Source organism: Wolbachia endosymbiont (group B) of Longitarsus flavicornis, assembly GCF_964028135.1.
GTDB lineage: Bacteria > Pseudomonadota > Alphaproteobacteria > Rickettsiales > Anaplasmataceae > Wolbachia.
Genome location: NZ_OZ034758.1, coordinates 631,800 through 657,442, shown reverse-complemented (window position 1 = coordinate 657,442; position 25,643 = coordinate 631,800). Strand labels below are relative to the sequence as shown.

General features: G+C 34.2%; 9 protein-coding genes and 2 pseudogenes. 3 read left to right on the top strand and 8 right to left on the bottom strand.

Going from position 1 to position 25,643, the window contains the following annotated elements:
- Positions 1 to 30 precede the first annotated feature (30 nt).
- The 6 genes and pseudogenes from ltrA to ABWU45_RS03030 form a co-directional block, all read right to left on the bottom strand.
- Complete coding sequence (ltrA, locus tag ABWU45_RS03055; RefSeq protein ID WP_007302363.1) at positions 31 to 1,275, bottom strand: group II intron reverse transcriptase/maturase; 1,245 nt, start codon at positions 1,273 to 1,275, stop codon at positions 31 to 33.
- A 52-nt stretch (positions 1,276 to 1,327) separates the two neighbouring features.
- Complete coding sequence (locus ABWU45_RS03050) at positions 1,328 to 1,468, bottom strand: hypothetical protein (RefSeq protein ID WP_019078704.1); 141 nt, start codon at positions 1,466 to 1,468, stop codon at positions 1,328 to 1,330.
- 318 nt (positions 1,469 to 1,786) lie between these two features.
- Entirely contained in the window at positions 1,787 to 2,734 is a 948-nt protein-coding gene (locus ABWU45_RS03045) for a reverse transcriptase N-terminal domain-containing protein (RefSeq protein ID WP_353278963.1), read from the bottom strand.
- 449 nt (positions 2,735 to 3,183) lie between these two features.
- Positions 3,184 to 3,894 (bottom strand): annotated as a pseudogene (locus ABWU45_RS03040) (hypothetical protein); the annotation flags it as partial.
- A gap of 107 nt (positions 3,895 to 4,001) precedes the next feature.
- Positions 4,002 to 4,658: a RadC family protein gene (locus ABWU45_RS03035; protein ID WP_353278962.1), complete on the bottom strand. Its 657-nt coding sequence runs from the start codon at positions 4,656 to 4,658 to the stop codon at positions 4,002 to 4,004.
- Positions 4,659 to 4,829: 171 nt separating this feature from the next.
- Positions 4,830 to 5,733 (bottom strand): annotated as a pseudogene (locus ABWU45_RS03030) (helix-turn-helix domain-containing protein).
- 113 nt (positions 5,734 to 5,846) lie between these two features.
- On the opposite strand from ABWU45_RS03030, the gene ABWU45_RS03025 reads away from it, so the two are divergent.
- The gene (locus ABWU45_RS03025) at positions 5,847 to 6,788 is read left to right on the top strand and encodes an Rpn family recombination-promoting nuclease/putative transposase (RefSeq protein ID WP_353278960.1); all 942 of its coding nucleotides are present in this window, start codon (positions 5,847 to 5,849) and stop codon (positions 6,786 to 6,788) included.
- Positions 6,789 to 7,116: 328 nt separating this feature from the next.
- Here the strand turns inward: ABWU45_RS03025 and ABWU45_RS03020 are convergent, their stop codons facing one another.
- Both ABWU45_RS03020 and ABWU45_RS03015 read right to left on the bottom strand, forming a co-directional pair.
- Complete coding sequence (locus ABWU45_RS03020) at positions 7,117 to 18,924, bottom strand: RHS repeat-associated core domain-containing protein (protein WP_353278958.1); 11,808 nt, start codon at positions 18,922 to 18,924, stop codon at positions 7,117 to 7,119.
- Between the two features lie 61 nt (positions 18,925 to 18,985).
- The gene (locus ABWU45_RS03015) at positions 18,986 to 21,661 is read right to left on the bottom strand and encodes an ankyrin repeat domain-containing protein (RefSeq protein ID WP_353278957.1); all 2,676 of its coding nucleotides are present in this window, start codon (positions 21,659 to 21,661) and stop codon (positions 18,986 to 18,988) included.
- 677 nt (positions 21,662 to 22,338) lie between these two features.
- On the opposite strand from ABWU45_RS03015, the gene ABWU45_RS03010 reads away from it, so the two are divergent.
- Together ABWU45_RS03010 and ABWU45_RS03005 are read left to right on the top strand one after the other, a co-directional pair.
- On the top strand, positions 22,339 to 23,028 hold the full coding sequence (locus tag ABWU45_RS03010; protein ID WP_353278956.1) for an ankyrin repeat domain-containing protein: 690 nt from the start codon (positions 22,339 to 22,341) through the stop codon (positions 23,026 to 23,028).
- Between the two features lie 707 nt (positions 23,029 to 23,735).
- Positions 23,736 to 25,589, top strand: coding sequence for an ATP-binding protein (locus tag ABWU45_RS03005; RefSeq protein ID WP_353278954.1), 1,854 nt, complete (start codon positions 23,736 to 23,738; stop codon positions 25,587 to 25,589).
- Positions 25,590 to 25,643 lie beyond the last annotated feature (54 nt).

The window sequence follows — 25,643 nt, the reverse complement described above, 5'->3', positions numbered from 1 at the left end:
AAACCTCTCGACTTATACAGCTCCCATTATTTAGCCTTTTGATCCTAACCCAAGTGTCCAATGATAGAAAATACTTGGAGACCTCTTTCTCACTTTTCCTAGAAATTGCTTTGCTAGTCTTCCGTGATCACGAAGTTTCTTATATTTTGTCCTGACCCATCTTATGAGGTATCTCTCTATATTTCTGAGAGATGGATACATCTCTGATTTATAAAACCTGCCATAGTACTGAAACCAGCCTCTGACTATTGGATCTATTTTCTTCGATATTTCCTCTAGTGTGGTCCATGTAATCCGATGTATTCTCCATGACTTTATGGTTTTCTTGATCTTCTTCTTGGCTTTGTTACTAATTGCAGGTAGAAATGAGATGAAATAATTCCTCATCTTATTCTTTGCTACTCTAGGTCTAAAAGTATAACCTAGAAAATCAAAGCTTTGTTTAGGAAATTGTTCTTTTCTATCATCATCCTTACTGTACACAATCTGTGTCTTTTCAGGATGTAACTTCAATTTACACTTAGCCAATCTTTCTTCAATCATTACTTTCATAAATCCTGCCTGTCTTTTAGTTCTGCAGTGCACTATCGCATCATCTACATATCTTTCAAATGGTACTGTTGGATAATTTTGTTTCATCCACATATCAAACGCATGGTGCATAAATATGCTTGAAATGATTGGGCTTATTGAACCTCCTTGCGGAACTCCTTTATCCCTTGTTACCCTACTGCCATCTGCTTGCTGAATGGGGGCTTTCATCCACCTCTCAACATACAGTATGACCCATTTGCAGTCTGTGTGTTTCTTGATAGCCTGCAGTGCTAAATCGTGGTCCAGATTGTCGAAAAATCCAGATATATCAAGATCTACCGTCCAATCATTTTTCCAACATCTCTTCCGTGCTGTGTATACCGCATCCAGCGCAGACTTATTTGGTCTATAACCATATGAATCTTCGTGAAATTTCGGTTCTACTAACGGCTCAAGATACATTGTAGCTGCTGTTTGCGCTATTCTGTCGAATACTGAAGGCACACATAAAATTCTTTGCCCTCCTGTATCTTTTGGTATCGCAACAGCTTTTACCGGCTCTGGAAAATAACTTCCGGATGACATCCGATTCCATAATTTGTATAGATTATCCTTTAGATTTTCTTCAAACTTTGTTATCGAGACCTCATCTACACCTGCTGCACCTTTATTTTTCGATACTTGTTTATAAGCTCTCCAAATAAGTTGCTTCGGTATATCAAAAGACTTTGTTTTATTCATTAACTCCTCCCTTTCGGTTGATAAATAATTAAAACTAAATAACTTAGCCCCTTCACTCCATTTCCATTACAGAAACTTCTTCGCTACTACGAGCTAATCCGCCCCTGTTTTTCGCATCGGTACTCTCATCCTCAGAGATCAGCTCTTTGGACTTCTCCCTTTTCATCGAAACGACAGGTTCCCGTAGTTCCATGCAATAGCCTAAAATAGATTCACGCCACTTTTATGCCGGACGCCACCTACCCAGTAAACAAGCTCCCAGTAGATTCATCCCAGGTTAACGACTACCCCCTGGTTTTGACGTCGTCTCTACGCTTTCGACACTTCATCAGTGGTTCACTTGCGTTCGTCTCTCTATTTCATACATGACACATAATTGTGCCTTTTCCATAACGCTCACTACCTTAGCTCTTTACCAAAGCAGCTTATGGCTGTTTGAAGCCTGCTCTTGCAAACCGGCTCCGAGGGGCCCTCCCTCATCTACTGCACAGCTTCAACACTTTCCGTGTTTCTACGGCGCACTGTCATCTGCGTAGAAAATTACACTTAATGAGCTTTTTGCTTCTCTACTGCTTGCAACACCACATTTCATCTTCCTATATTGAAGAAGTTCACTCCATAACGTTTCTTTGATATATTGTTCTAATCCATTTAATGCAACACAAGCAAGTAACGGTGAGATCGTCCCTCCTTGAATTGTACCACGTTTTGTGGATTCAAATTTTCTGTTTTCCATTACTCCAGCTCTTAACCATCCTTTTATAATTCTTCTAAAGGTTGGTGTAGTGTTAAGTTTTTCCAACAGAGCATTTTGATTAATATTATCAAAACATCCAGAAATATCAGCATCTAAACAGTACGCTGTTTTCCAATTCAGTGAATTAAATATGGCTTCAATAGCATCATGACATGACCTACCAGGTCTAAAACCATACATGTTCGGTTCAAATCCTACCTCCCACTCTGGCTCTAGTGCCATTTTCATAAGTGTTTCTTTTGCCCTATCTGAGATAGTAAGTATACCAAGAGGGCGATATTCTATTGGTTTTCCAGGTTTTGGAATCCAAACACGTTTTGATGGTTTCGCTTTTTCTCTAACATTTAAAGAATATGCTAATTGCAATCTTTCTTTATGATTAAGATTTGCTTTTCCATCAATACCTGCAGTTTTCTTCCCTCTGTTATCTTGAGTTACTTTTCTGACAGCAAGTAGTTTTGCACTTATTGAATTGAGTAATAATCTTTGAAGTTTATGTACCTTCTTCTTATCATTACATATTGCAGCTTGGTAAATTCGCTTTTGTAGCTTAAATACAAATTTCTCAACTTTACGCCAAGGAATTGTATTCCATTCATACCTAACAAATTGTTGGTCTATAACATATTTACTACTATTCACAACTTTACCCTCCAAATTATAGTGTCCACGTCTGCATATCCCAAATATTACTTTGGGCATTAGCTTCTTGGACAATCCCTCCAATGTAAGTGCTTATGGCTGGCTGCCTACTTACATTCAAATGAATATAAGAGCACCTATATGGTTATCCCGTTTCACGATTTTGTTTCGTGTTAGACTTAGGTTCTTACTTTTTACCGGAAGCTGAGAACATCTATAATCAAAGACATCTAACTTTAATTCCTCGTATGCTTCATACCATTTTGGTCTATGCGTAAAACAACCTTAATTTCGCATATTCAATATAACGACAATTCAATCATAAGTTTCTCTCGTAACCATATCTAACTCTGTTTGCAGGAGTTTGCTATAAGGTTTAGCATTAACTGCTTTTATCTCATGCTTGCATCCTAAAGGTTGCCATTCTTTAAAATGTGAGACATACATTATCCCTGATGTCTAGGGAAGATGGAATCTAACCATCACAAAATCGCAACTTCGGGTCGCACCGATGTTGTATTATCTATCTCAACATCTATTAATTCTCCTTCTTGCACAGCATTTTCGCCAGCTTCCTCTAGCTCTTCTAGTTGCTTATCTATCTGTGGCTGAACTTCTGGTTGTAGCTCATTATAGATTTCACCTATTAGTTTATTCTGCAATAAAGTATCATGAAAATCTGCACCACTTAGCATTAATTTACGCATTATCTTTTTTCGATCAGTCTTATCAAATTTATGAAAATGTGTACCCAATACTACATACTCTGCAATGCTCCATTCCCCATCGTTATATGCATTTATTCTTGCTCCAGAGGCTAGTACTTGGTCTATAGTTTTGTGCAATTCATTTACGTTTTTTGCCTCTACCACTTCACTTTTAAACCAGCTCAACTTTTCGCTTTCGCTTATACTTGGCTTTATTTTTTGCAAAGCTGAAGCAAATGGATTTTTATCTTCTTGATCATTTAAAGGTTTTGTACCATATATGTAGTCGAGCCCTTTTCCGTAGTTGATTTGAACGTCTCTATCAGGGGAGGGCACTTCTCCAAGCTTTTTAGCCTTATTAATTTTGCTCACAAAGGTAGGCTGCTGGCTAGTACGACCAATACCTCTAATAGAATTTGATATTTCACCCTTCGATAATCTATCAAGATCAATGTTTAACTCGTAAGTACCTCCTTCTTGATCATCAAAAGGTACAATTATTTTATTACCCATATTATCCTCACTATTAAAAATACTTTTTAAGCGTACAATAAACTTTATTATTATACATTTTATTACTCATTATAAATTATAGTGAGTAGATTTACAAATACTTTCTACTATAACAATCCGTTTTCTCGAAAGCTGAAATAGCCTCCACTTGTGATGATAATATGGTCAAACAATTTTACGCTTACAGTACTACATGCTGCTGCTAAGCTCTTCGTTACTTCTTGATCTTCTTCTGATGGTTCTAAGCGTCCCCCAGGATGGTTGTGTGACATTATTACTAATGTTGCATTCTTTATTAATGCTTTTCTTATAATTTCCTTTATGTACACTGGTGCTTTTTCCATTTCACCAATATAGGATTCTTCTCCGATTAGTTGGCGCCTTTTATTCAAGTACAGTATTTTTACACATTCCCTCTCTGCATGACCTATACTTACGTTCAAGTATTCTACTAGCCCTTGTAAGTCCATGATTGGTTCTCCCTTGAGCTTTTCTCTCAGTACCCTTTCTAGTGTTTCCTTAACACACATAATCATTGCTACTGCAGAATCAGTTACTCCTTCTATAACTTTCAGGTCGTCCATTTCTCTACCTAAAATCCTTCCTACTCCCGTATAGCTATTCACCAGATTTTTAGCAATTTCTCGAGCCTGTGGTCTTTCATGTACTGCACTTAGAAACGTTTCCATTATTTCACGATCAAGTAGTGCTTTGCCTTTGCTTTCTAATATTCTAAATTCGATTTCTTCTTTACTTTTATTCATATAATTTACCCTTCACTAACAACAAACTTTTTTTAATTATTTACTGCTGTTTTTTTATCAGCATTGGCATAGAGCCATAACTTTTGAGTGAAGTCAAATCAATTTCTCAATCTTTTTTACTTATTTTTTCATGAATAGGTGAAGATATTAATATATGGTGATTTTTTTATTTTAAACTTGTTGAATTTCGTCTAAAGAGAGGCCTACCGCTTGCAAAATAATATCAATAGAAATTCCTCCTTTTACTAAATCCTTTGCAACTTTGATTCTTTCCGCTTTCCTCACTTTTTCTTCACAAATCCGTATGCCTTCAAACAAAGATTTTATTAGCGCATGACGTAGTTCTTGGCTCTCAATTTCTTTGTATCCTTTAATTAAATCAGGTAGCTCATTTTTCACTTTACTCCCTTCCTCTATTAGTAGATCCGTAATATTAATCGATAATGCCTTTGCTATCTCATATAATTTATCAAGTGGAACAGCAACCCTTCCTTGCTCATAGTTACTTATTTCGTCACGTGTTGTAACCATTTTCTCAGCCAAATCCTTTTGAGTATACTCTCTTCCATTCTTTTATCTTTTTTCCTATTTGGTAGTAGATAGAACCCGTTTTTTCTTCAACACATTCATCAGCAGAGAGGCCAATTGCCTGTGAAACAATATCAACAGAAATTCCTGCTTTAACCATACCCTTTGCAATTTTCACCTTCTCTGCTTTTTTACTACTTTTTTCACTGACTTGGACAAATTTGGTTAGCAAACAAAACATTCTATGTAACTCCTGATCATTAATCTTTTTATATTCTCTTACTAGATTTAGTATTTCTTCTCCCTCATCTTCAAGACAGATTTTTTCATTTGATACAGGAATTAGGTCTATAATATCAACCGATAACACCTTTGCTATAGCGTACAATTTTTCAATCGAAATTTTTCGTGTTCCTTTTTCATATTGTAGTACTATTTGATACGTTACGCCGATTTTCTCCGCTAAATCTTTTTGAGTATAACCTCGCTTTAACCTCCAGCTTTTTACATTTTGTGCTATTTTGTACTTTATCGAGATATTTGCCATAAATATTATATAGGTTAATACTACCAAATAAAGATATACAAAATGTTTGCATTTTAGTTGAATATTTCTTCACAATTGTGTATAATTATTAATGCTTTCTAGGTTAATTCGTCATGGCTCTTTCGAAATTTCTTGATCCAAAAAACGACCTTAGTTTTAAGAAAATATTTGGCTCTGAAAAGAATAAAAATATCCTCATCCACTTCCTCAACGATATCTTGGACTTTTCTACTTCTGATCAAATAATAGAAATTGAATTCCTCAGTACTATCATGGATCCTGAAATTGCCTCTGACAAACAAAGCATTGTTGATGTTCTTTGCAAAGACTCCATTGGTAATAGATTTGTCATCGAAATGCAGCTCGCTCGTGATAAAGGCTTTGAAAAACGTGCTCAACTTTATGCTGCTAAGGCTTACTCAAGACAATTAGATAAATCTGGTAATTACATTGATCTTCAGAAAGTCTTTTTTATTGCTATTTCCAATTGTAACCTTCTGCCTGGAGAAGTTGACTATATTTCTACTCATAATATACGGGATATCAAAACCAATGGTCATTACTTAAAAGATCTACAATTTGTCTTTATTGAGTTGCCTAAATTTACAAAAAATAGAGTAGAGCAGTTAGAGAATACTACAGAGAGATGGTGTTTCTTTTTTAAATACGCAGAAGAAACAACTGAAGAAGATCTGAAAAAGATAGCAGCAGAAGCTCCGATAATAAAGCTAGCATATGATGAATTAGACAGGTTTCGCTGGAATGAAAAGGATTTGATCGCATATGAAGAAAGAATATTGAGCGTACAGAAAGAGAAGGCTATTTTGGAACAACGTCTTGATGATGCTACTCATAAAGGTAGACAAGAAGGTAGACAAGAAGGCATCAAAATCGGCCATCAAAAAGGTAAAATTGAAGGTAAAATTGAAGGTAAAATTGAAGGTAAAATTGAAGTTGCAAAAAATTCACTTAAGGCCGGTGTTTCTATAGATGTTATAGCTCAAATTACCGGTCTCTCTTATTCTGAAATTTTACAACTCAAAGAAAAAACATGATATTCCTACTTATTCACTTTAACATTTATGAAAACCTTTTCTAAGTTAGACATATCCCCTAATTAAGAATCTAGTGAACTGTCTAAAACAGCTATAAAGATTACACATAGAATTATATAAATTACTATCATAACGTTATCCAAATTTCTGTATCAAAGCTACGTGCTGTAAGTTCAATATGGAAAACACATTAACCACTTAGCATTTAGTGTCTACTTCATCCATTTTAGTATTAGGACCATCAAACTTGGTCTGGTATCCCTAATTATTTTGGCTACCTTCACTTTAAATTTTCCACTACTTGGCATATTACCTCTTATATTATAACCTACCTATTGATATTACCTCCAAGCTTGGTTACTCCTATATCAGAAAGACAAGTTGATACTTTGTCCTTTGAATGGCTTTGAATAGAAGCATTACTTAAATAACTTTGAGGCTCTAAACTCATTTGCTGTTTTTTTACACCATCAATTTCCAATATACCATCTCTGTTGTGTAATATCTGCTCTATTGATTGATTTAGCAGATCCTTATTAAATTGAGCTATAAACTTGTCAAACTTTTTCGGACTTAATTTACCAGCTTCTTCGCCAAGACATGCTTTCTTTATGTATAATTTTAAAATCCTTGAAATCTCATTAAATTTACCACTCATGATTTTTCCTGTAACTTCTTTCTGTATTCCCACAAAATCAATATTTAGTCGATGCATTGATACACCACTTTTTAATCCAGCTTGCTCTACTACTTTCTCAAATCCTTTTGTAATATTTAATGCATATCCCTGTGCTTCTAGTGAAGATATAGGCTGATCTACAGTAGAAACATACTTCTGACCCGTAACCTTTCTAACGAGCACGTCAAGTAACATTATTGTACCATTTACATCTATTGGAGCATTAACTTGTAATATTGAATTCTTAGTTGTAGTACTTGATGTTCCCTCAGGTAAAGCAGCTTGAGAATAAGATAATCCACCTATAGAGCTTTTTATCCAGCCAAATAAATCATTTATCCACGAAGGTGGTCTTGCTGCACTATTTGTAATTTTTTTGTTTACATTAATGGCATGATTGTTGTCCACTGTGTCCACAATATCTACAGTAGAAATCCTATGATCTTTATTGTTTCTATAATTAGGTATAACCTCTATTCTAGTTTGTTCATTAATTTCTGATCTCCTTTGTCTACTAGAAAGAGTACCATTTCGATTATCTGTCGCATTAACTCGGACTAACCTATTTGTCATATCATGGTAAGGTATAAGGAAATATAATCTCTGCTTGTATGAATCCTGTTTTCTATCTAAACTTGGTAGTTTATATTTCAGATCGTCAATTTTGCCTGACCAATGAGGATCAGTTATTACATTTTTAACCGGTTTGGTTGTTATTACACAATGATCACAGCGAGGAAATGCTCTTAATTGAGGTAAATCCTTATTGTAAGGTAAGTAAGGTAAATCCTTAATATAAGGTAATTCACGTAAATCATCATTATAAGTTAATTCAGGTCTATTGTAAGGTAAGTAAGGTAAATCCTTAGTATAAGATAAGCTATTATAAGATAATTCACGTAAACCATTATCATAAGTTATTTTGTAAGTTGCTAAGTAACGAATATCTTTCAAGTTATAATCGGAACTTATTTGTAAATGAGAAGGAAAAATTTCCGAACTTCTCGACAGTGCAGTAATAACATGAGGCTCAGCACAATTCGTTCGATCCCAGTGAGTAAATTTATCATGAAATTTTTTCAAGTGATCATTCCAAAGAATATCTATTATACTCCTATCACTAATGGTAGAAGGACCAGGTAATTGGCCTCTATCATTAGTAGCCTTATCGAATTTCTTTAAATCTTCAAGTATTTGCTTCTTTTTTTGTTGCAACTTATCTACTCTTTGGTGTAGTATTTGTATTCTTTCTTTTCCTGACATTGTTTGTCCAGAATTTTGTTTTTTCCCTTGTTCATGTTGTTGTCCCAATTTTGTTATTTTTTCTTCAAATGCTGTTATTACCTTTTCGTTATCGGGTTTCAGTGCTTTTATCTTTCTATTCAACCCGTCTAAACTTTTTAATTCATTAAGTGCTTCTTCTAAGGGACCTCTCAATATTATAGCTGCATACCTTTCCTCCATATAACCTTGATTTTTGATCTCATTTTTTAAATTTGTAATAATGCTTTCAATTCCGTCTTCAGTAAGTGAAGGTATTAACTGTGATTCTCTAAAAAGAAATTCTCTTAATTTTTTCTCCTCCTTTTTATATTCATCAATATTAATCTCTTTTATTTCTTCCTTTTTATCTTGAATGGCTTTTATGATACCATCGTTTATCTCTCTATCATCACTTAAAGCAACTTTCCTACCACCGATAAGTAAATTATCATCCAGCACCACAAGAGACTTTCCCTTTCCTCTTAAGTCAATAGAAAATACTAATCCTGGTCCATAATTGCCTGAAAGTGCAACTAACGCTATTTTATCAGTTGTTCTCACTACAGAAATTGCAGTATTAGGAATATTTCCTTTTTTTAAATGCATTTTAACAATATTACTAAATTTTTTCTCAGCTCCTGGATCGTATGAAATCTTAACTTCCTTAAGCAAATCTCTATACAAACGTATGGCTTCTTCAGCTACCGTTGTTGCTTCTTTAATAGGCTTTATTTTATTAATAGTTTTATGCTTCCGATACACAGACCTACCAATTGAAGAGAGTTGACTTCCTGTAAGAATTCCATTGATTATTGCATGATAAGTAGAAAAAGAAGTCATGTCCCAGTTATTTTCACTAGCCGCCATACCCATTAAATAATCTGAAAGACCTGTAATTGCCGTTCCTCCAGCCATTTTTCCTAAGCTTTTCGAGAATTGATAATCAGAATGACTAGCAAGATTTCTTAGGTATGCATAAACTTTATGAAGAGCTTGCCTATCTTCCAATCTCCTTAATGATCTTAGTACATCTATTCTCATCAAAATTTGTTCAGGATGAGAAAGGGCATTAACAACATTACGTACATTTTTACTTAAAAATCTACCAGAACCGCGCACAAACATAGGTAAATCAGGAGCACCTGTAATTGCATCCACAAAGCCAAAGTAAACCCCTGGCTTCGAAAAATCCCAATTGGTAGCGAATCCATTCATAACAAATAATCCTCCACCTGTACCTGTGCTACCAATAATAAAAGCACCTTTACCCCAAGTAGAAGATAACCCTTTATAAAACGTTCCAGCACTACGGATTCCACCAGCTGCACCAGAACCTATCGCAAATCCTTGAAACGCTGCATTCCACGTTCCTGGTGAGCTAAAATCCCATTTACCTGGATCCCATTCATTATTAGTTGCAGCCGTGCTCAAATAAACTCCTCCTACTCCTAAACCAGTTGTTGCAGTAATACCTGCTGTACTTGATAATCCTATACCAGTAAAAGCACCCACAGATGCACCAAAACCTACTGGTAGTAATGCACCGCCGACCCCTCCACCTGCTATTCCTAACCAAGTTCTTCCACTTCCATAATCCCATTTACCAGGATTCCAATTATTGTTTGCTGCAGATCCACCTAAATATGCTCCTCCCATACCTAATCCTATCATAAGCGGTACAAGTATAAACCAAGCGAGCTCTCCATCTGGATCTATCATTGATACTGGCGAATTACCAGCGTATTTATATGGACTAAAATATTGCCCCTTTGGATCAATTTGGTAAAAGCGACCAATACTTGGATCATAAAAACGTGCATGGTAGTTATATAAACCTATTTCCTCATCCCACTCTTGACCAGTATAGCGATATGCAATATGAGCTTCCGGATTGGCTCCGTATTCACGCATTAAATTACCATATGGCAAGTAATCATAGGCTGCTACAACTTCATCACCCTTTACCACTAATCTTACTGAACCTTCATGATCAGTTATTACGCTATAAAATTCATCTCTACGTATAAATCCAAGCAACCCTCTTGGACCGTAGATGTAGGCAGTGACAAGTATATCAGGTGGTAAATCCTGGAAAATATAAGTGATTTGCCTTTCTACTAACACACGACCAAACTCATCGCGTATATAATGTATTTCTTTTGTTGTTTGCCCTTGACTATCAGCAACTCTCTTGAGTACTCGCTCACCTTGAGCATTATAGTAGAAGGTTAACGTTTTGCCATCGGTTAACTGTATTTTAGTTGCTCGGTTTGATGCTGGATTATAATCAATATGCTCGATACCCTTATGCAAAGCTTGAATTACATTTCCTCGGCTGTCATACCTTATAGCAAACTCTTGTTCCGGTTTGGATGAAGAGTAGGATTTAAATTTAACACCGTTTACTTGGTTAGTATTGTTACGATAGCTTAGCTCATAACGATCAAATCCAGTGTAGTAATGCTTATGGTTACCATTTGCATCTATATCATACGATTCAACGTCAAACTCTGCTTCACCAAGTTGTCTAGCAAAGCGCTCTGACAATACCCGTACTATATCAGGAATAAAACGCTCATATTTCCTGAGGAGGTTATTAAATTCTGTGTTCAGAGGATTATCTAGATACTGTTTTCTTTCCAGCATTTTTACAATTTTACTTGTAGTCTGCTGTAACTGATCAGTTATAATTCCACCATTCCATTTTACAAAAGCATCTTGCAAGCCTGACTTTAATAATGGTAAGCTTTGCTTTTTGGAGAAAGCAGTAATTAATAACCTTTCTATAGGTAATCTATATCTCCCATAATCAGTACTAATACTTCTGAGGTCACTAAATAATGTTGAACGAACAAAGGATTTTCCTTGCTTAGCATGAGATAGAGATGTATCAATTTTCGCATTATCTTCTCTCAAATATCCAGCACTTTTCAATGTTTGCCATATATCTTGTGAAACCGTACTATTTATTCCTCGAATTTCTTTAGCAAAAGTATCAGGCTGTAATGGTAAAGGTGCTTCATCTCCTATAAAGTATTTAGCTTTAGTCAGCTCTTGATGATTACCGTAATCATAACTGTGCCCATACTCAGCAGGAAAACCTTTTTCTCCTAAAGTCTTTGCAATTTGACGTCCAGTGATCCCGTAACTACAAACAATTGGTAATTTTGGTTCCAAAGCAGGATAGTAAGCTTTAGCTTGGTGGTTATGCTCATTTAAATAACCTGTTTCCTTTAGCTTATGAAAACAAAGTTCTGACTCTTCAGGTGTGATATTTTCACTTATGAACGATTGTTCATTTAACCCAAGCCCCCTGTTATCACAGTATTCATGCCAAGTTACCTTAAATTCAGTCCGTGTAATAGTTCCATCACCATATCCGTGCCCACCGTAACTTCCGTCAGTATAATAAACTTTTTCTGTTAAAAACTTATCTTCTAATTTAGTTAAAAAGCCTGGATTATTGTAACTATATTGACGAGTAAAATTCTTTGTAGATTCTGGTAAATGTTGTTCACCAATAACCTGTCCAGCAGGGTTATAAGCAAAATTAACAAAAAGATTGTATTTTCCTGGTACACCAATTCCTATAACTTTGCCCAATTTATTATAACTATAAGTAAGCTTAAAAGAATTGCCTTGAACATCGATAGGATATTCTATTTCCCTTAGCTTTCCTGCCGTATACCTTTTATTTATTGCAATGAGCAAAGGTTCATCATTATCTTTAATTGGAATAAGAATACGTTTACTTAAGGTTTCTTTATCTATATTTAATATTGACTCCTCAATTAAAGGTTCTCTGTTGTTAAAAGTAATGGTTCTCTTTACCTTTCCACGCAATATAGGTTCACGTTCGAAATCGCTATGGTAAAATTGTTGATATTCCTCTGTGTTATTGCTAGATATTGCCAAAGTGAGTAACTCTTCTTTTTTAGGAGGTGGAGAAGTTAATTTACCTGTACTGATCAATCTACCTAATTGATCGTAATCAAAATATATAACGTTTTCAACTTCTTCACCGTTAAGCTGAGAATAATACACAGCAAATTTTAGTAACCCGTTATTATCATATAAATGCTCTACTTTTCCAGAATCAGGTGTTGTTTTTATAATTGCATTTCCTTTTCCATCATAACTTGTATGTGCTCCTAAGAAATTTTGTAATGCTTTTTCTTCCGTAGATAAAGATTGGAGCTGTGAATTAAGTTTATGAAAAGTACGTACTTTTTCGTGATAGAGAGGTGGCAAGCTCTTCACTAGCTTATCATTTTCATCATACTCATAAGTACTTAGTAAATCTCTACTGCCTGGAACACGGGTGTACTGAGCCACTCTATTGTTCTTATTATCAAAGACGGAAATATCTTCTACACCTCCAGGTTTATATTCCACTTGATAACTGTAGTTTTGATTAGTAGGAAAAAGATTGTTGATAAATAGATTTTCAGACGAAGAAGCAAAGCGCTTTGCATAAGGACCTGAAACAGAAAATTCCCTACCAGGCAGCCCTACCGCACATCTTTCATCCAGAGGATTATTGTCATACTTAGTTTGGCTATAACTATGCTCTCCAATAATTCTACTTACATCGCCCTGTAACTGTCCAATTTTCCATACTGAATTTGCCGAATAAGGGTTACTATTAGTAACAAAGTTAAGGTAATAAGCTAGTACAGATTGGCTACTAGATCTTTCTATACGTGCTGGTTGCGTAGTAATGGTTTGTCTACCTAGCTCATCATATAGATACTCTGTCACTATTGCTGTATTTTCACCTTCTAATACAACTTCTTGTAATTTTTCATCCAGTGCATTAAAATAAGTTACCTGAATACTTAGTTTGCTAAAGACCATTACATCGCTTATTCTTACTTTACCACTAACACCTAAATTGAATAAAGAACCGTTTGACGAACCATCAAAATATAAACCACCATCTATCCAGACCAATAAACGACCATGCTCAACAGCTAATAGCATTTCACCATTGAGTGGTACAGATAGCCTTTTTCCTGGAAATATAATGTTAGCTCTGTTGCCTGTACGCATCAGTTTCAGATCATCATTAAACTTTATGATGGAGCTTTCTGACTGCAGTGAAAAACACATCCTCATTCCGTGAGAAGCAGAGTTAATATCATACGGATTTAGCTGTAAGCTATGTAAGTGATTAGTGAAGTGTTGTAGCTGACCTAAAGAAATTTTCCAAACATCCTCATTATCTATTTTCCAGCGCTCATAAAACGAATAAGGGGCAAAATCTTCATAAAATCCATTTTCTGATTGAATTTGAATATTATTTCTTAGTTGTGTTATTCTGCCAATGCTTGAAGCTTTAGTATAAGTATTAAACTCCTCAAGTTGACCATACTCATTTACACTTGCTACTTGCTCTTGATACTTATCGTAAACATATCTTTTAACTAATCCATTAGCATGTATGATTCCTCTAACTTGCTTAGTTTTAGGGTCATACACATTAGCCTGAAAATTGCTATTTAATGGAAAGAAACGAATATGATCTATGTCAACAGTAGTATTGACCCCAGGGACTATAAGAATAGATATTTTTAGGTTAACATCCGATTGTCCTGTTAGAGTTGAATTTGCTTGCCCATCATTTAAGCTTTTATAAATCTGTTTTGCATAAAATAAATCTATACCTACTTCTAAATAAAACCAATCACTAGACTGAAACTTAACTTCACCGAGTAACCCAAATATTTCATCTCCACTCTCAGTATAAACAATTGCCTTTAGATAAGGTGTGACAGCACCAAGCTCGAATATTTTACTTTGAGGTCGTACCCAACATGACGCTACATATTCCTGGTTTTGATTATTGGGCTGGAACCTACCTTCTAAAACGCTCCCTTTTTGTCCTGACAAACTCAAGTGATTTTGCCCAGTAAATGAAAATTTCTGTTTCACTACATCACTTTCATTAAACAACCATCTTTTTTCAAATGTAGAATTCCTTGCACCAATTCTATTTATTTCATAATCTTCAAACCCATAATAACCAACTTCTTCGTCTGCTATTTCATAAGGAGAAAATTGTGCTACTTCTAATTTTCTTGCCTTATCTAATAAAGTACTGTTCAAGTATAAGTTTTCTTTATCTATTATTGTATCGTTGGCACTAGCCTGTTCCTCTTTAAGCTTTAGGGTCTTTATTAACTTTCCTTGTGAGTTAAATACCCTTTTCTCCACTTTGGAACCGTTACCGAAATCTGTTACCTCCTCAATCCACCCAAAAGATGCCTTGTCATTACCTGGAATTAAGGAAGTCTTTTCATAGTATATGGTATTACCTAATGCTTTTGCTGAACTATATTCACATGCAGTAATACGCTTGTTACCATTGTTAAGACTTACTGTAACCTTTGCAATAATAGGGTTAGGCAATAAGCGTCTAATACCAAGCTGTGGGCGAAAGACTAAAGTACTGCTTTGTTCAGCATCAAAATTATTCACGTTTGTTACCAACGTTTGATAACTACTCCAAGGGCTTAATTTTTCCTCCTGAGGTAATTTATAGTTCTTATCAATACTACCATCATTTGAAAACTCAACCACACCTACCTGTTTATTATTTTCCTGATAAGCTAAGTAAACAGGATACCTATTCTGTGCTAAAGTTTGATTTAACTGTTTTATTTCTAGATCTAGTAAACTATTTCCCAGCTTTTCTTTATTGTTCCCCTGGTTATATAGTTTCAATGAAGATTGTGTATCCTCTTTGTACAATATAAACCTATCTCCCAATGGAACAGACAGCCTTTCCTTTTGTTTTAATTCTGTTTCCGATACTGTATCCACCTTCCATTTGTCACCAATGAAAGTAAACTTCTTATTGCTACATACTGCTGTTTGTGAATTTAGAACTGCAGAATACTTTTTATGATCTAACAAAAAAACTTTTCCAAGTGACTTAATGACATCTTTGCGAACTTCATCTTTCGCATCATTTCTCCATTTCTGATTGTCAGTTTGTTTGTATATTTCATTAAGAATAGGACCACGAAAGTCCTTGACGATGACCTTAAATTTGTTGTCAACCTTCTTATAACCAAGCGTAAAGGAATTTCTATTCCGATCTTCAACTTTGTGTGAGAATTGGGTTAAGTCATCTTGAAGAATCTTGTATGTTTGATGTTCAGCTACTTTGTAATTACCGTCCAGAACAAATAAATCTATTACAGAGTAAAGCTTTTCTCCTTCTGCTTTCCATCTGTTTAGAAGGCATAGGTTATTATTTAGTTGCAATGCAGTGTTTTTGAAGAAACTCAACAGCAACTTGCGTGACTCACTACTTAAGTCAAATTTACCTAATGTTCCCTTTATATCATCAATCACTCCAGATATTGCTTTAATTGTGTGATATTGCCATTGATGCTCGCGATTTTTATACCCTATTGATAAAAGATCCTTCTCATAAAAGATAAACCCTCTACCAAATGCTGCAAGCAATAGTGGTTCTTTATTTGTTCCTGATTCAGCAAAAGGTACATCCTTTCTCCATTTTTTAGAATCTTTATTCCAACTGATCAGTTCTACAGAAAAGTTAGCATCTGCTACAACTATAAAATCTTTACCAAACCTAATTATTGCATCATCATTAAAATTGTAATACTTAGGAGTTGATAACCATTTATCTTCTTCTTTACGTAGTAAACATAGCTCTTTATCAGTATGATAATACAAAACAATGGCAAGGAAATCTTCTGCACGTATAACCTCATACTCTTTTACTGAACCACGTCCTAATAAAGGGAACCTTGATAAAGCAAAATTGGATACAGAGGAGTATAATTCCTCTGTCATCTCTTGATTAAACATTCTCAGTGCCACTTGTCCTTGCTGATTTACATAACTAATTAATACATCATCATTACCATAATCTACTCTATAATTTTTCTTTACATCAAATCTTCGCCCTATTTCTTCAGTAACATAAGATATCTTTCCTATCGATTCATAACTAAATTCAACATTTGCACCTGTTGGCAAAACTACTTTTTCCAGCATATGTGATTTTGATATCTCTTTGTAAATGAACTGTAGGATTGACTTATTAGTGACATCACCATCTTGCTTAATTTCAGTTAAAAAGCGCTTTCCACTTTCTACTCTGTAAACAAAATTAATTTCTTGCTGATAGATTGGAGTAGTAACCGCATAGCCTTTTAAATAACGAGTCTGCATCGCCTGTGTATTTAGATTGCCTTCCTGATCTACTAAAGGTGATAAATCATACTCGCTTACGTCCTTATCAGAGTAACTGAAAATGATTTTATTTCCTTGGTTATCACTAATGGTTTTTAAGTAAATTTCTCGAGTAAAGTTCTTACCACCCGATACTGGAATATTAACGATATCATACGTATAACGCATCACATTATCATTTCCATCTCTTACTTCTGCTAAATACCAAGCAGTAGCAAGTTGTTTTTGTCCTGTAGAGCTACTACCTACACCTCGCCAATTTTCCCATGTTAATTCCCAGTTGATCGGATCAGTATTAGAACCATGAGTGCGGCCATAAATCTGTTTAATACCTTTACTATCTATTTCCCATTTTTCTTCATTTTTACGATAGAGAATCCGCAAATCAGACTGCTCATTTGACAATTTAAAGGAATAGATAGTATCAGTTGAATTTCGGAAATCAAATGTTAATTGCTGTGGCAAATCTTGAAGAATAACATAATACTTTTCATCTTCAGGAAAGATACTTGACTGATGATCCATCATTATAAAATTTTGTGGTAAAAACCAGCCAAATCCTAAAATACCAGATACCTTACCATTACCATCATAAAAGAAATCTAATTTAATATTGTTTGAAAGATTTGATAAATCAATTAACGGTAACTTAAACTTTGGTTTTCCCGTATCTTTGTCAACTGAGTTGATAATAGAAGAGCAGTCTAATTGATCCCTAAGTAAAAGACGAGGCTTTTCTTCTTCAAGTTGTAATTTAAGTAACTGTGGTATTACTGGCACCGCTGATGTTTGAGATAAAGTCTCATTAGATATTTGAGGTTCAATTTCTTCTTCCAATAATACTTCAGCTTCAACAATATTTGCCCAGTACAATTGATTTTTATGCTGTGTAAAAATGATAGGATATTCTGTAATTGGTGGATTGGCAGGTATAACTTTCATTATATCACTATAGCGTTCAGAAATAGTAAGTTGAGAATTATCCAGCAAAGGCTGCCATTGATTAGTATAGTTATTAAATGATAGTAAATTTATTCCCTGTGGACCAGTAAAGAGCATATCTTGTCTGCCATCTAAATCTATGTCCTCAAATTGAACAGAATTTATATGTTTTGAATTCCACCCTTTTAACTTAGCAAACAGCGGATTATAATGAATAAATCTGTAATTCTTTTTTTCATTATTATATTGGTAAACAAATAGCCCACTAGAGTTTAGCAAAACAATGTCTTGATAAGATTGGCCAGTTAAGTCAGGGAAGAATAACTTTTCTTCAGGATCATCACGCTTAGCACTATGAGGCACCTGCATTAAGTGTTCAATTCCGTTATATTGATTAAATTCATATATGTTCAATCCTTTCCTATTACGCACAATAATGTTCTCCTGGCCTTTCCTTTGAAGATCGGATAAGAAAAAATCTGCTTGAGAAGAATTCCCAAAAATACTCGAGTCAGTATCAAGTGGCCAGATGGGATATTCACCAGCAAAAAGCTCATCTTTCATTACTGCATAAAACTTTATTCCATATTCTTGATGTTTAGTTAAGATTCCAACTAAACTTTGATCATGGTAAAAATGGCCAGGTTTTATAATATTACTAGGCTTATTCCAATCATAAACATCATGAAACTCATTTTCATCAAAATCATCACTTTTAGCCAAAAGATCAAAACTTCCATTACTGTATTGGTAAAAACTAATACCCTTTCCAGTTTTTGCTATCAATATGTCTTGGCGATTCCCTAATACATCAGCAAAATAGAGCTGCTGAGCATCAAGATCTTCTACAGACAATGTTTGCCAAGTGCTATCATAATATTGGTAGCTGTGTAACCTTCTATCATGAAGAGCATAAAACTGTAAAGTACTGTCATCATGAAGATTAGCTCGATAAAGTTTTACAGTTTTACTAAAAGAAAAAGTTTGTTGAGAACAATTTAACTTATAAAAGTTAGGCACACAACCCTCTTATTGTTCATTTTCCATAGTTCTGAGTGTAAAAGTAGGAATCAAGGCTTATCTATAAATGTTTGTTAGTAAGATTATTTAAATTTTCTACACTTGCTATATCTTTTAGATTAGAAGTTGGCTCATGAGAAATTAAACTCCTCCCTTGAACACTACGACGATTACGACAAGCAGCGCCTTTTGATTCAAGATATTTGACTACATCTGTATGCACACGACCAGCAAGCAAAAAAGTACAGCCAGCCCTACCTTGAATATCAACATGCTTCTCATCTACAAGGTATCGGACCATATCTAATCTACCAGCCATAGAAGCGTAGCGTAAAGGAGTAGAGCCACGATTGTCTTGAATATTAGCATTGACGTGTTTTTCATTTATAAGATGTTTGGCTACATCTACAAGACCACACAAGGCAGCATAATGTAAAGGAGTAAAGCCAACATCGTTATGAGCATTAACATTTACAGGGTTTTTACTTAGAAGATATTTGACTACATCTGAATGACCACTATAGGCAGCATGCAAAGGAGTAAAACCAACATCACTTTCAGCATTAAAATCGGCATGTTTTTCATCTACAAAATATTTGACTACATCTAAATGACCATTCAAGGCAGCATAATGTAAAGGGGTAGAACCAAGATAGTTCTTAACATTAACATCGACATGTTTTTCATCTATAAAATATCTAATTATATCTAAATGACCGTCCAAGGTAGCATAATGTAAAGGAGTAGAGCCAAGGTAGTTCTTAGCATTAACATCGACACGTTTTTCATTTATAAGATATTTGACCACATCTAAATGATCATTCATAGCAGCCTTGTGTAAAAGACTATCACCATCATTATCCTTAGCAGTACTTACGCTAATTCCTCTTTCTTCCATTGCATCTACAAAAGGTTTAAAAACCTCTAAATTGCTAACAGCTTTATACAGCCATGGATTAATATTTCTTTCTGATACCTTAGCTATTAACTTACCCGTAAGAGAGTACGCTTCTTTCTTTACACCACTTGAGGTATTTTCTTGATTGATAATTTCTCTTTCCAAGCTCTCAATTAGCTTTTTTACCTTTACATTATCATTATGTCCACTGCTTTCCATTTCATAATTTAAAGCTTTGTAAACTAAAAAACTTCTTTTAATATTTTGAATATCATCTCCAAATTTCAGTACTAAATCGAAATTAGCTATTTGATAATTATAAACTTCTTTTATTATAAGATTAATCTTGCTATTATCATTAATCTCTTGGAGCTTTTCTTCAGCAACTTTAAAATTATGGCTCTTAATTGCTTCAACACATTCGGTTGGTAATCCCTTTTGTTTTTGTATCGTTTCTTGCTCTGCAGCTTTCTTCTTCATATCATCAAGCTCCTTTCTGAAGCTATTTACTACATTAATTAAACTCTCTACAAGACTTTCTAAGTTTGCAATTTTTTGTTCAGTCTCTCTACTTTGATCATCCAAAAGCCTTTTTAACGTTTCTATAGTAGTTTCTAAGCTAGCAAGACGTTCTTTATCTCCACTACTAATGGTGAAAGATTGTTTCAACTGCGCTATATCTTCCTTCATCTTTCTCATTTCGTTCTCAAGCTTAGCAGCCTTACTACTAAGATTAGGACGTGTAAAACTTCCAGATGGATTAGGGTTATTAATAGTATTACTACTGATGGAACGCTGAGAACGCAGTACATCCACTTTAACAGTTTTATCCAACTCCGTCTGAGTCAAAGCTATTATTAGTTTATCAATCTCGTTTTTTACTTTTTCTATCTCATCATTAAATGCCTTTGTGAAAGGACTATGGCTAGATTTTTCTGTATTTACTATCACACTTTCTTCTACCTCAAAAGTACTATTACCGCAAAAAAAATGTTTAGAATTTTCAATAACAGTATTCTCAGTAAAAGTATCTAGTGAGACTGTCCTATTCTCTTTCGCTTCAGAAACACTCATAAATGTGTCATCAAAAAGCAAAGTAGAATTTTCTACAGCAGAAGAATTATTTAACTGTATACTAACAGCATTAGCAAATACTACCTGGCCAGCTAGGAATAGCGTAACTGCTTGTGCAGGATTGCAAAAAAGTAATTTACTAATATTTCTTAACTTAGAATTGGTAACTCTATTCTTCCTTACAACGCTGCTTACAATGCTTTCACCTAAAGCAGAAGGTTCGACAGGAGTTTCTTTGCTACTTGTACTGTCTAATAAAGACTGATAATAAGCAACTTCTCTTCGCCCTAGATTGGTATCATTTTTGATACACTCCTTTAGCAGCAAAGGCTGAGCTCTTAACTCTTCCCTAAATTCATTCCTTATATTAGCTAACATTTCCAGGTACTTACCAGAATTGTTTGAATCAGACACAAAATCTTCTAGTTCTTTTAGCCCATCTTCATAAACAAGGGGAGATAGACTATGTTTACCGATTAAACCTTGCAGTCTTATAATATCTGCTTCAAATGTTTTTTTTGATACACCAGATTCTAATTGTTCTTTTATACCTTCTATACTTGCTCTAAATATGCCTTCCCAAACTCGTCTATCAAGATAATTAACTTGATCAAACGTTTTAGCAAAATAATCACGTGGTAGATCACTAATTAAATTCCAAAACCAACCTGAGATAGCTTGATCAACTGAAGATAAAGTATTATCTACAAGATCTATACCCCACTGTTTCCATCCACTTGAATTTGATTCTTTACCTACAAACATACAACCCTCCAACTTAAAATAGAACTATTTCTCACCTATCACCCTAAGCTATTTAATATACTAGTATTAGTAATAGATTATTTTTAACATAAATATTTTATAATACAACAATTTTTTTATTGAGAAAAAATTTTGCTAATAGTGTCGAAAAAAATCTTTTATTGACTTACTTTACTTTTAAATTTATCTTGGTTTTTCTTTATTATCAAATCAACTAATATTAATCTAGCAATACGTTCTACTAAAAATTTAATAAAATAACCATTTCCAATACTCAAAATCAAGAGACGTGAGAACAATTTTCTTTGGAATGCATTGGTCTACCAAGTGATACATTAGAACTTTTTCACATAGTAACTTTACTATACGCTAAAATCAGCTATATTAGCCTACTTTTACTACATTTACATATGAACTAATTTACCTAACTTTGTCGCAATAATTTTGTGCTTTTATTTTCACAACCCTATTTTTACGCGGCTTGTTCTCACAAATATATGACCTTTCTTGAAGGAGTAAATAATTCAATCCTTTGCAACGCTGATCTTTAATATCTTTCCATATTAGCTGAAGCGATCATTAATAACTTACAGTATTAGGAAAAGTAAAAATTTGACTTTCTCATCAAAATAAGTAACTGTTAAATTATCATCTTAATAGAGGGAATCATAGCTTTAGTGGAAAGAGATACTAGATGCAGTAAAATCAACTATGGTAGTATACTTGAAGCAATAAAAGAGGAATTAAAGAAACAAGATCAAGATACATATCAAGAGTGGGAAGGGAAAGACTTTGATATAAATCATCTATTTGGTGTGTCACTGACCACAGAAGGGTACAATGCAAAATTGGCATTATCACATATAGCTGCTTACAATGGTCATACAGAGATAGTAAGTGCTTTAGTAAAAGCAGAAGGAATCGATGTTAATGCAGCAAGTAAAGATGGAATGACTCCTTTACATTTGGCTGCTTTTAATGGCCACTTAGATACAGTTAGAGTTCTGTTAGCAAAAGGAGCTGATCCTTCATTAAAGAATAAGAATGGTGACACTCCGAGACAGCTAGCTAAAGATAAAAATATAATACAACTTTTAAAAAATGCAGAAACTAAACAAATAACTAGCAAAGCAATAAAAACTGCTGTTATTTGTGGTGTTATAGCTGCATTGACAGTCGGTGTTGGGTTTGGTATTGCCAATGTCGGGTTATCAACGTTAGTTATAGCTGGCATAGCTGCTGCACTGGTAGTTGGAATTGTTGCTTTTGGTATTACGTATGCGGTATCAAGACCTAGTGACAAGCTAAATGAAACCTACTCAAAGGCGGCATTTGCCCAACCAACTAGATCACCTTTCTTCTCTTGATAATAGATGGATTAGGGTTATAGGTAAATTAAAGCTTTTAAAAAAGTAATACAGTGAATATAATAAAATAAATGTATAAGTTGCACGTGAGAGTTTATGACTATTGACCATTACGGAGTATTAGCAATGAGTAAGGATGTTAATAAGGAAGCTATTTTCTATGGAGCAGTGGGAGCAACTTTCTGTTTATTCTGCTGAAGTGGTTCCATGCAGGTTTGCTGTAAAAACTTCAGCAGCTTTTGCACTCCTTTAAAGCATAATCCATCATATTCTTATAATAGTGATATTAAATATAGATGGTGGTTCTCAATTTTGTTGATCTATAGTAAAATCAGTTAAAACTCGCAGTTGTAAGAAATTTTTTCACCTACAGCTAATCGACGAAAGATTTCTCTAGAAAGGATAAATGAAGTATAAAATGGCTTTAAAAAAGGTAGAAAAATGTCAAAGTCATATAGTGAAGATTTGAGAGAACGTGCTTTGAAAGTAGTAGACAAAAAATGACTATGAGCAAGACGTTCAAAATTGATAGAAAAACAATATATTGATGAAGGAAAAGAAACAAGAAACATAAAACCATCTTCAGGCTATCAAAAGGCACATAGTCTTAAAATCAAAGATTTATTCTGAAACCATACTCAATTTTACTTGATGTAATCGTTATTTAGTGATATACTAATTAAATAGGTTTGAGGTGAATAAACATCATGTTAGGAAACACAATTATTGATGGCGGTGGTCAACAAGCTAATTTTGATTTATCAAGGAATAGTCTAGCCTTTATTTCTTGCTCTAGCCAGGATGATAAATCGCTAGGACAAGTAGTACAGTCTATTATTGGCAAAGTTGACTCTAGTAAAATCGCAAAAATTAGCGAGTTCTTCTCAGGAAGAGATGGCAAAGAAGGTTGGTATGATAATATAGGAATACGCTTCTCATTATTTGATTTATGTTCTGAGAATGATGATAGCGGTAACAGCAGAAATAAGCCTATAGTTAAGGTTCAAGATGAAGGTTCAGCATTTTCTAATGAATTAAAAGAAATGTTTGAATTAATAAGTAAAGAAAATAGAGATGTACTCTACATTAGAAGGCGTCCTGTAGAACAAGGGCAACATGAAAATCACTGGGTTGTTTTCTACTTTTTTGTAGATCAGAATAAAAAAAATATATTATTTGTAGATGCTCAGAATCCAGCTATAGGTGAGGAAAATAGCTTTAGAGATTGTATTAATGACTTCTTAACCCAACAAGATTGTAATCTATATGTTTCAAACACTCAATTTCAAAAGGATGACTACTCGTGCGGTCTTATAGCATCTGAAATAGCAAGAATGCTCTGGAATGATCATGAAGGAGTAAAAAAAGTTTTATCTCAATATACACCAATAAATAGAGAAAAAGTTGAACTTGCCTCTCTAATGGGTAATAAGTTTGAACAGTTAACTAATCTTTGTTCAACAAAGGGATCTATTAATTACGGTAAGATAAATAAAGAGTTTAATGCTGCTAGCATCAGAACAGCACACTTTGCAACGGCATTGTATATTGGTCTAGACGGATTGTTCGACATAAGTATCCAAGATATAAAGGAGTCGATTGAAAAAATTAGGTCATGTTTTATTAATAATCTCGATAATGTTGCTTCGTTTAATGAGCAAATAAAAAAAATATCTCAAAGAGAACGTAAAATGCCGAAAACTCAAAAACTTAAAAGTCCTCAAGAAACTACTACGGGTAGCTCTGATGTAAAAGCAAATGATACTATTCCCTGTCCTGTCCAGCAGAAAATAAGTAATGATATTCACACAGCTGAAAGCTCAGAGTATGAAAGTAATGATAATTTGGAGCAAAATACTTCATCTCTAGAACAGTTAAAAAATGCTCTTCAAAATCAAGATCTTGAAGATATATCATTTCTAAATGAAGAATTAAGAAACGCAAAGCTGCAGATATTTTACAAAGACATGAGTCTTACTATTTCTGATCGATTACTCCAATGTAAGGCTCAGCTTGCTACTTCAGACAGTTATGCTCAAAAATTATCACAAGAGATTAAAAGTCTTACTGATGAACGAGATGAATTATCCGAAACTATTTCTATGCAAGAACAGAAGATTGAAAATCTTAATCATCAAAACGTTCAACTTGGAGAAGAAAGAGATTTGACTTTGGCTCAAAGGGTGGAACAAGAGGATGAACTTCAAAGGACAAAAGCTCAGCTTGAGCGGAAAGAAGGGGAGCTGAATAGAGCACAGCAAAACTTGGCTAGACTACAAGAAAATGAGGATGAAAATACAAAACTCCCAGTAGCAAGTGATCAGAGTAGAAAACAGAGTAACTATGCTTCTGCTGCTTTTGTAATAGCTGGAGTGTTTGCTGTTGGTGCAAGTTTAACAATACCTTATTTAGCAATATGTCTCACACTTGCTGTAGCTGCATCAATTTTTCTTATAGCAGGGGGTTGCTGTTTATATAAAGCAAATACAGCACTTAGCGATGTTAAAGCTGATCAAATTGCAAGCGGTGCTAATCTTGTAGGTGCACTTAATAATTTTTAGAGTTTTCAACTTGTATCTGTTTGGTTTTTAGCAAGTTTAAAAGTATGTGCTGTG

Bases quoted from the DNA above. Each gene is read 5' to 3' on its own strand.
- ltrA (WP_007302363.1), bottom strand. From the start codon at position 1,275: ATGAATAAAACAAAGTCTTTTGATATACCGAAGCAACTTATTTGGAGA.
- ABWU45_RS03050 (WP_019078704.1), bottom strand. From the start codon at position 1,468: ATGGAACTACGGGAACCTGTCGTTTCGATGAAAAGGGAGAAGTCCAAA.
- ABWU45_RS03045 (WP_353278963.1), bottom strand. From the start codon at position 2,734: ATGCCCAAAGTAATATTTGGGATATGCAGACGTGGACACTATAATTTG.
- ABWU45_RS03035 (WP_353278962.1), bottom strand. From the start codon at position 4,658: ATGAATAAAAGTAAAGAAGAAATCGAATTTAGAATATTAGAAAGCAAA.
- ABWU45_RS03025 (WP_353278960.1), top strand. From the start codon at position 5,847: ATGGCTCTTTCGAAATTTCTTGATCCAAAAAACGACCTTAGTTTTAAG.
- ABWU45_RS03015 (WP_353278957.1), bottom strand. From the start codon at position 21,661: ATGTTTGTAGGTAAAGAATCAAATTCAAGTGGATGGAAACAGTGGGGT.
- ABWU45_RS03005 (WP_353278954.1), top strand. From the start codon at position 23,736: ATGTTAGGAAACACAATTATTGATGGCGGTGGTCAACAAGCTAATTTT.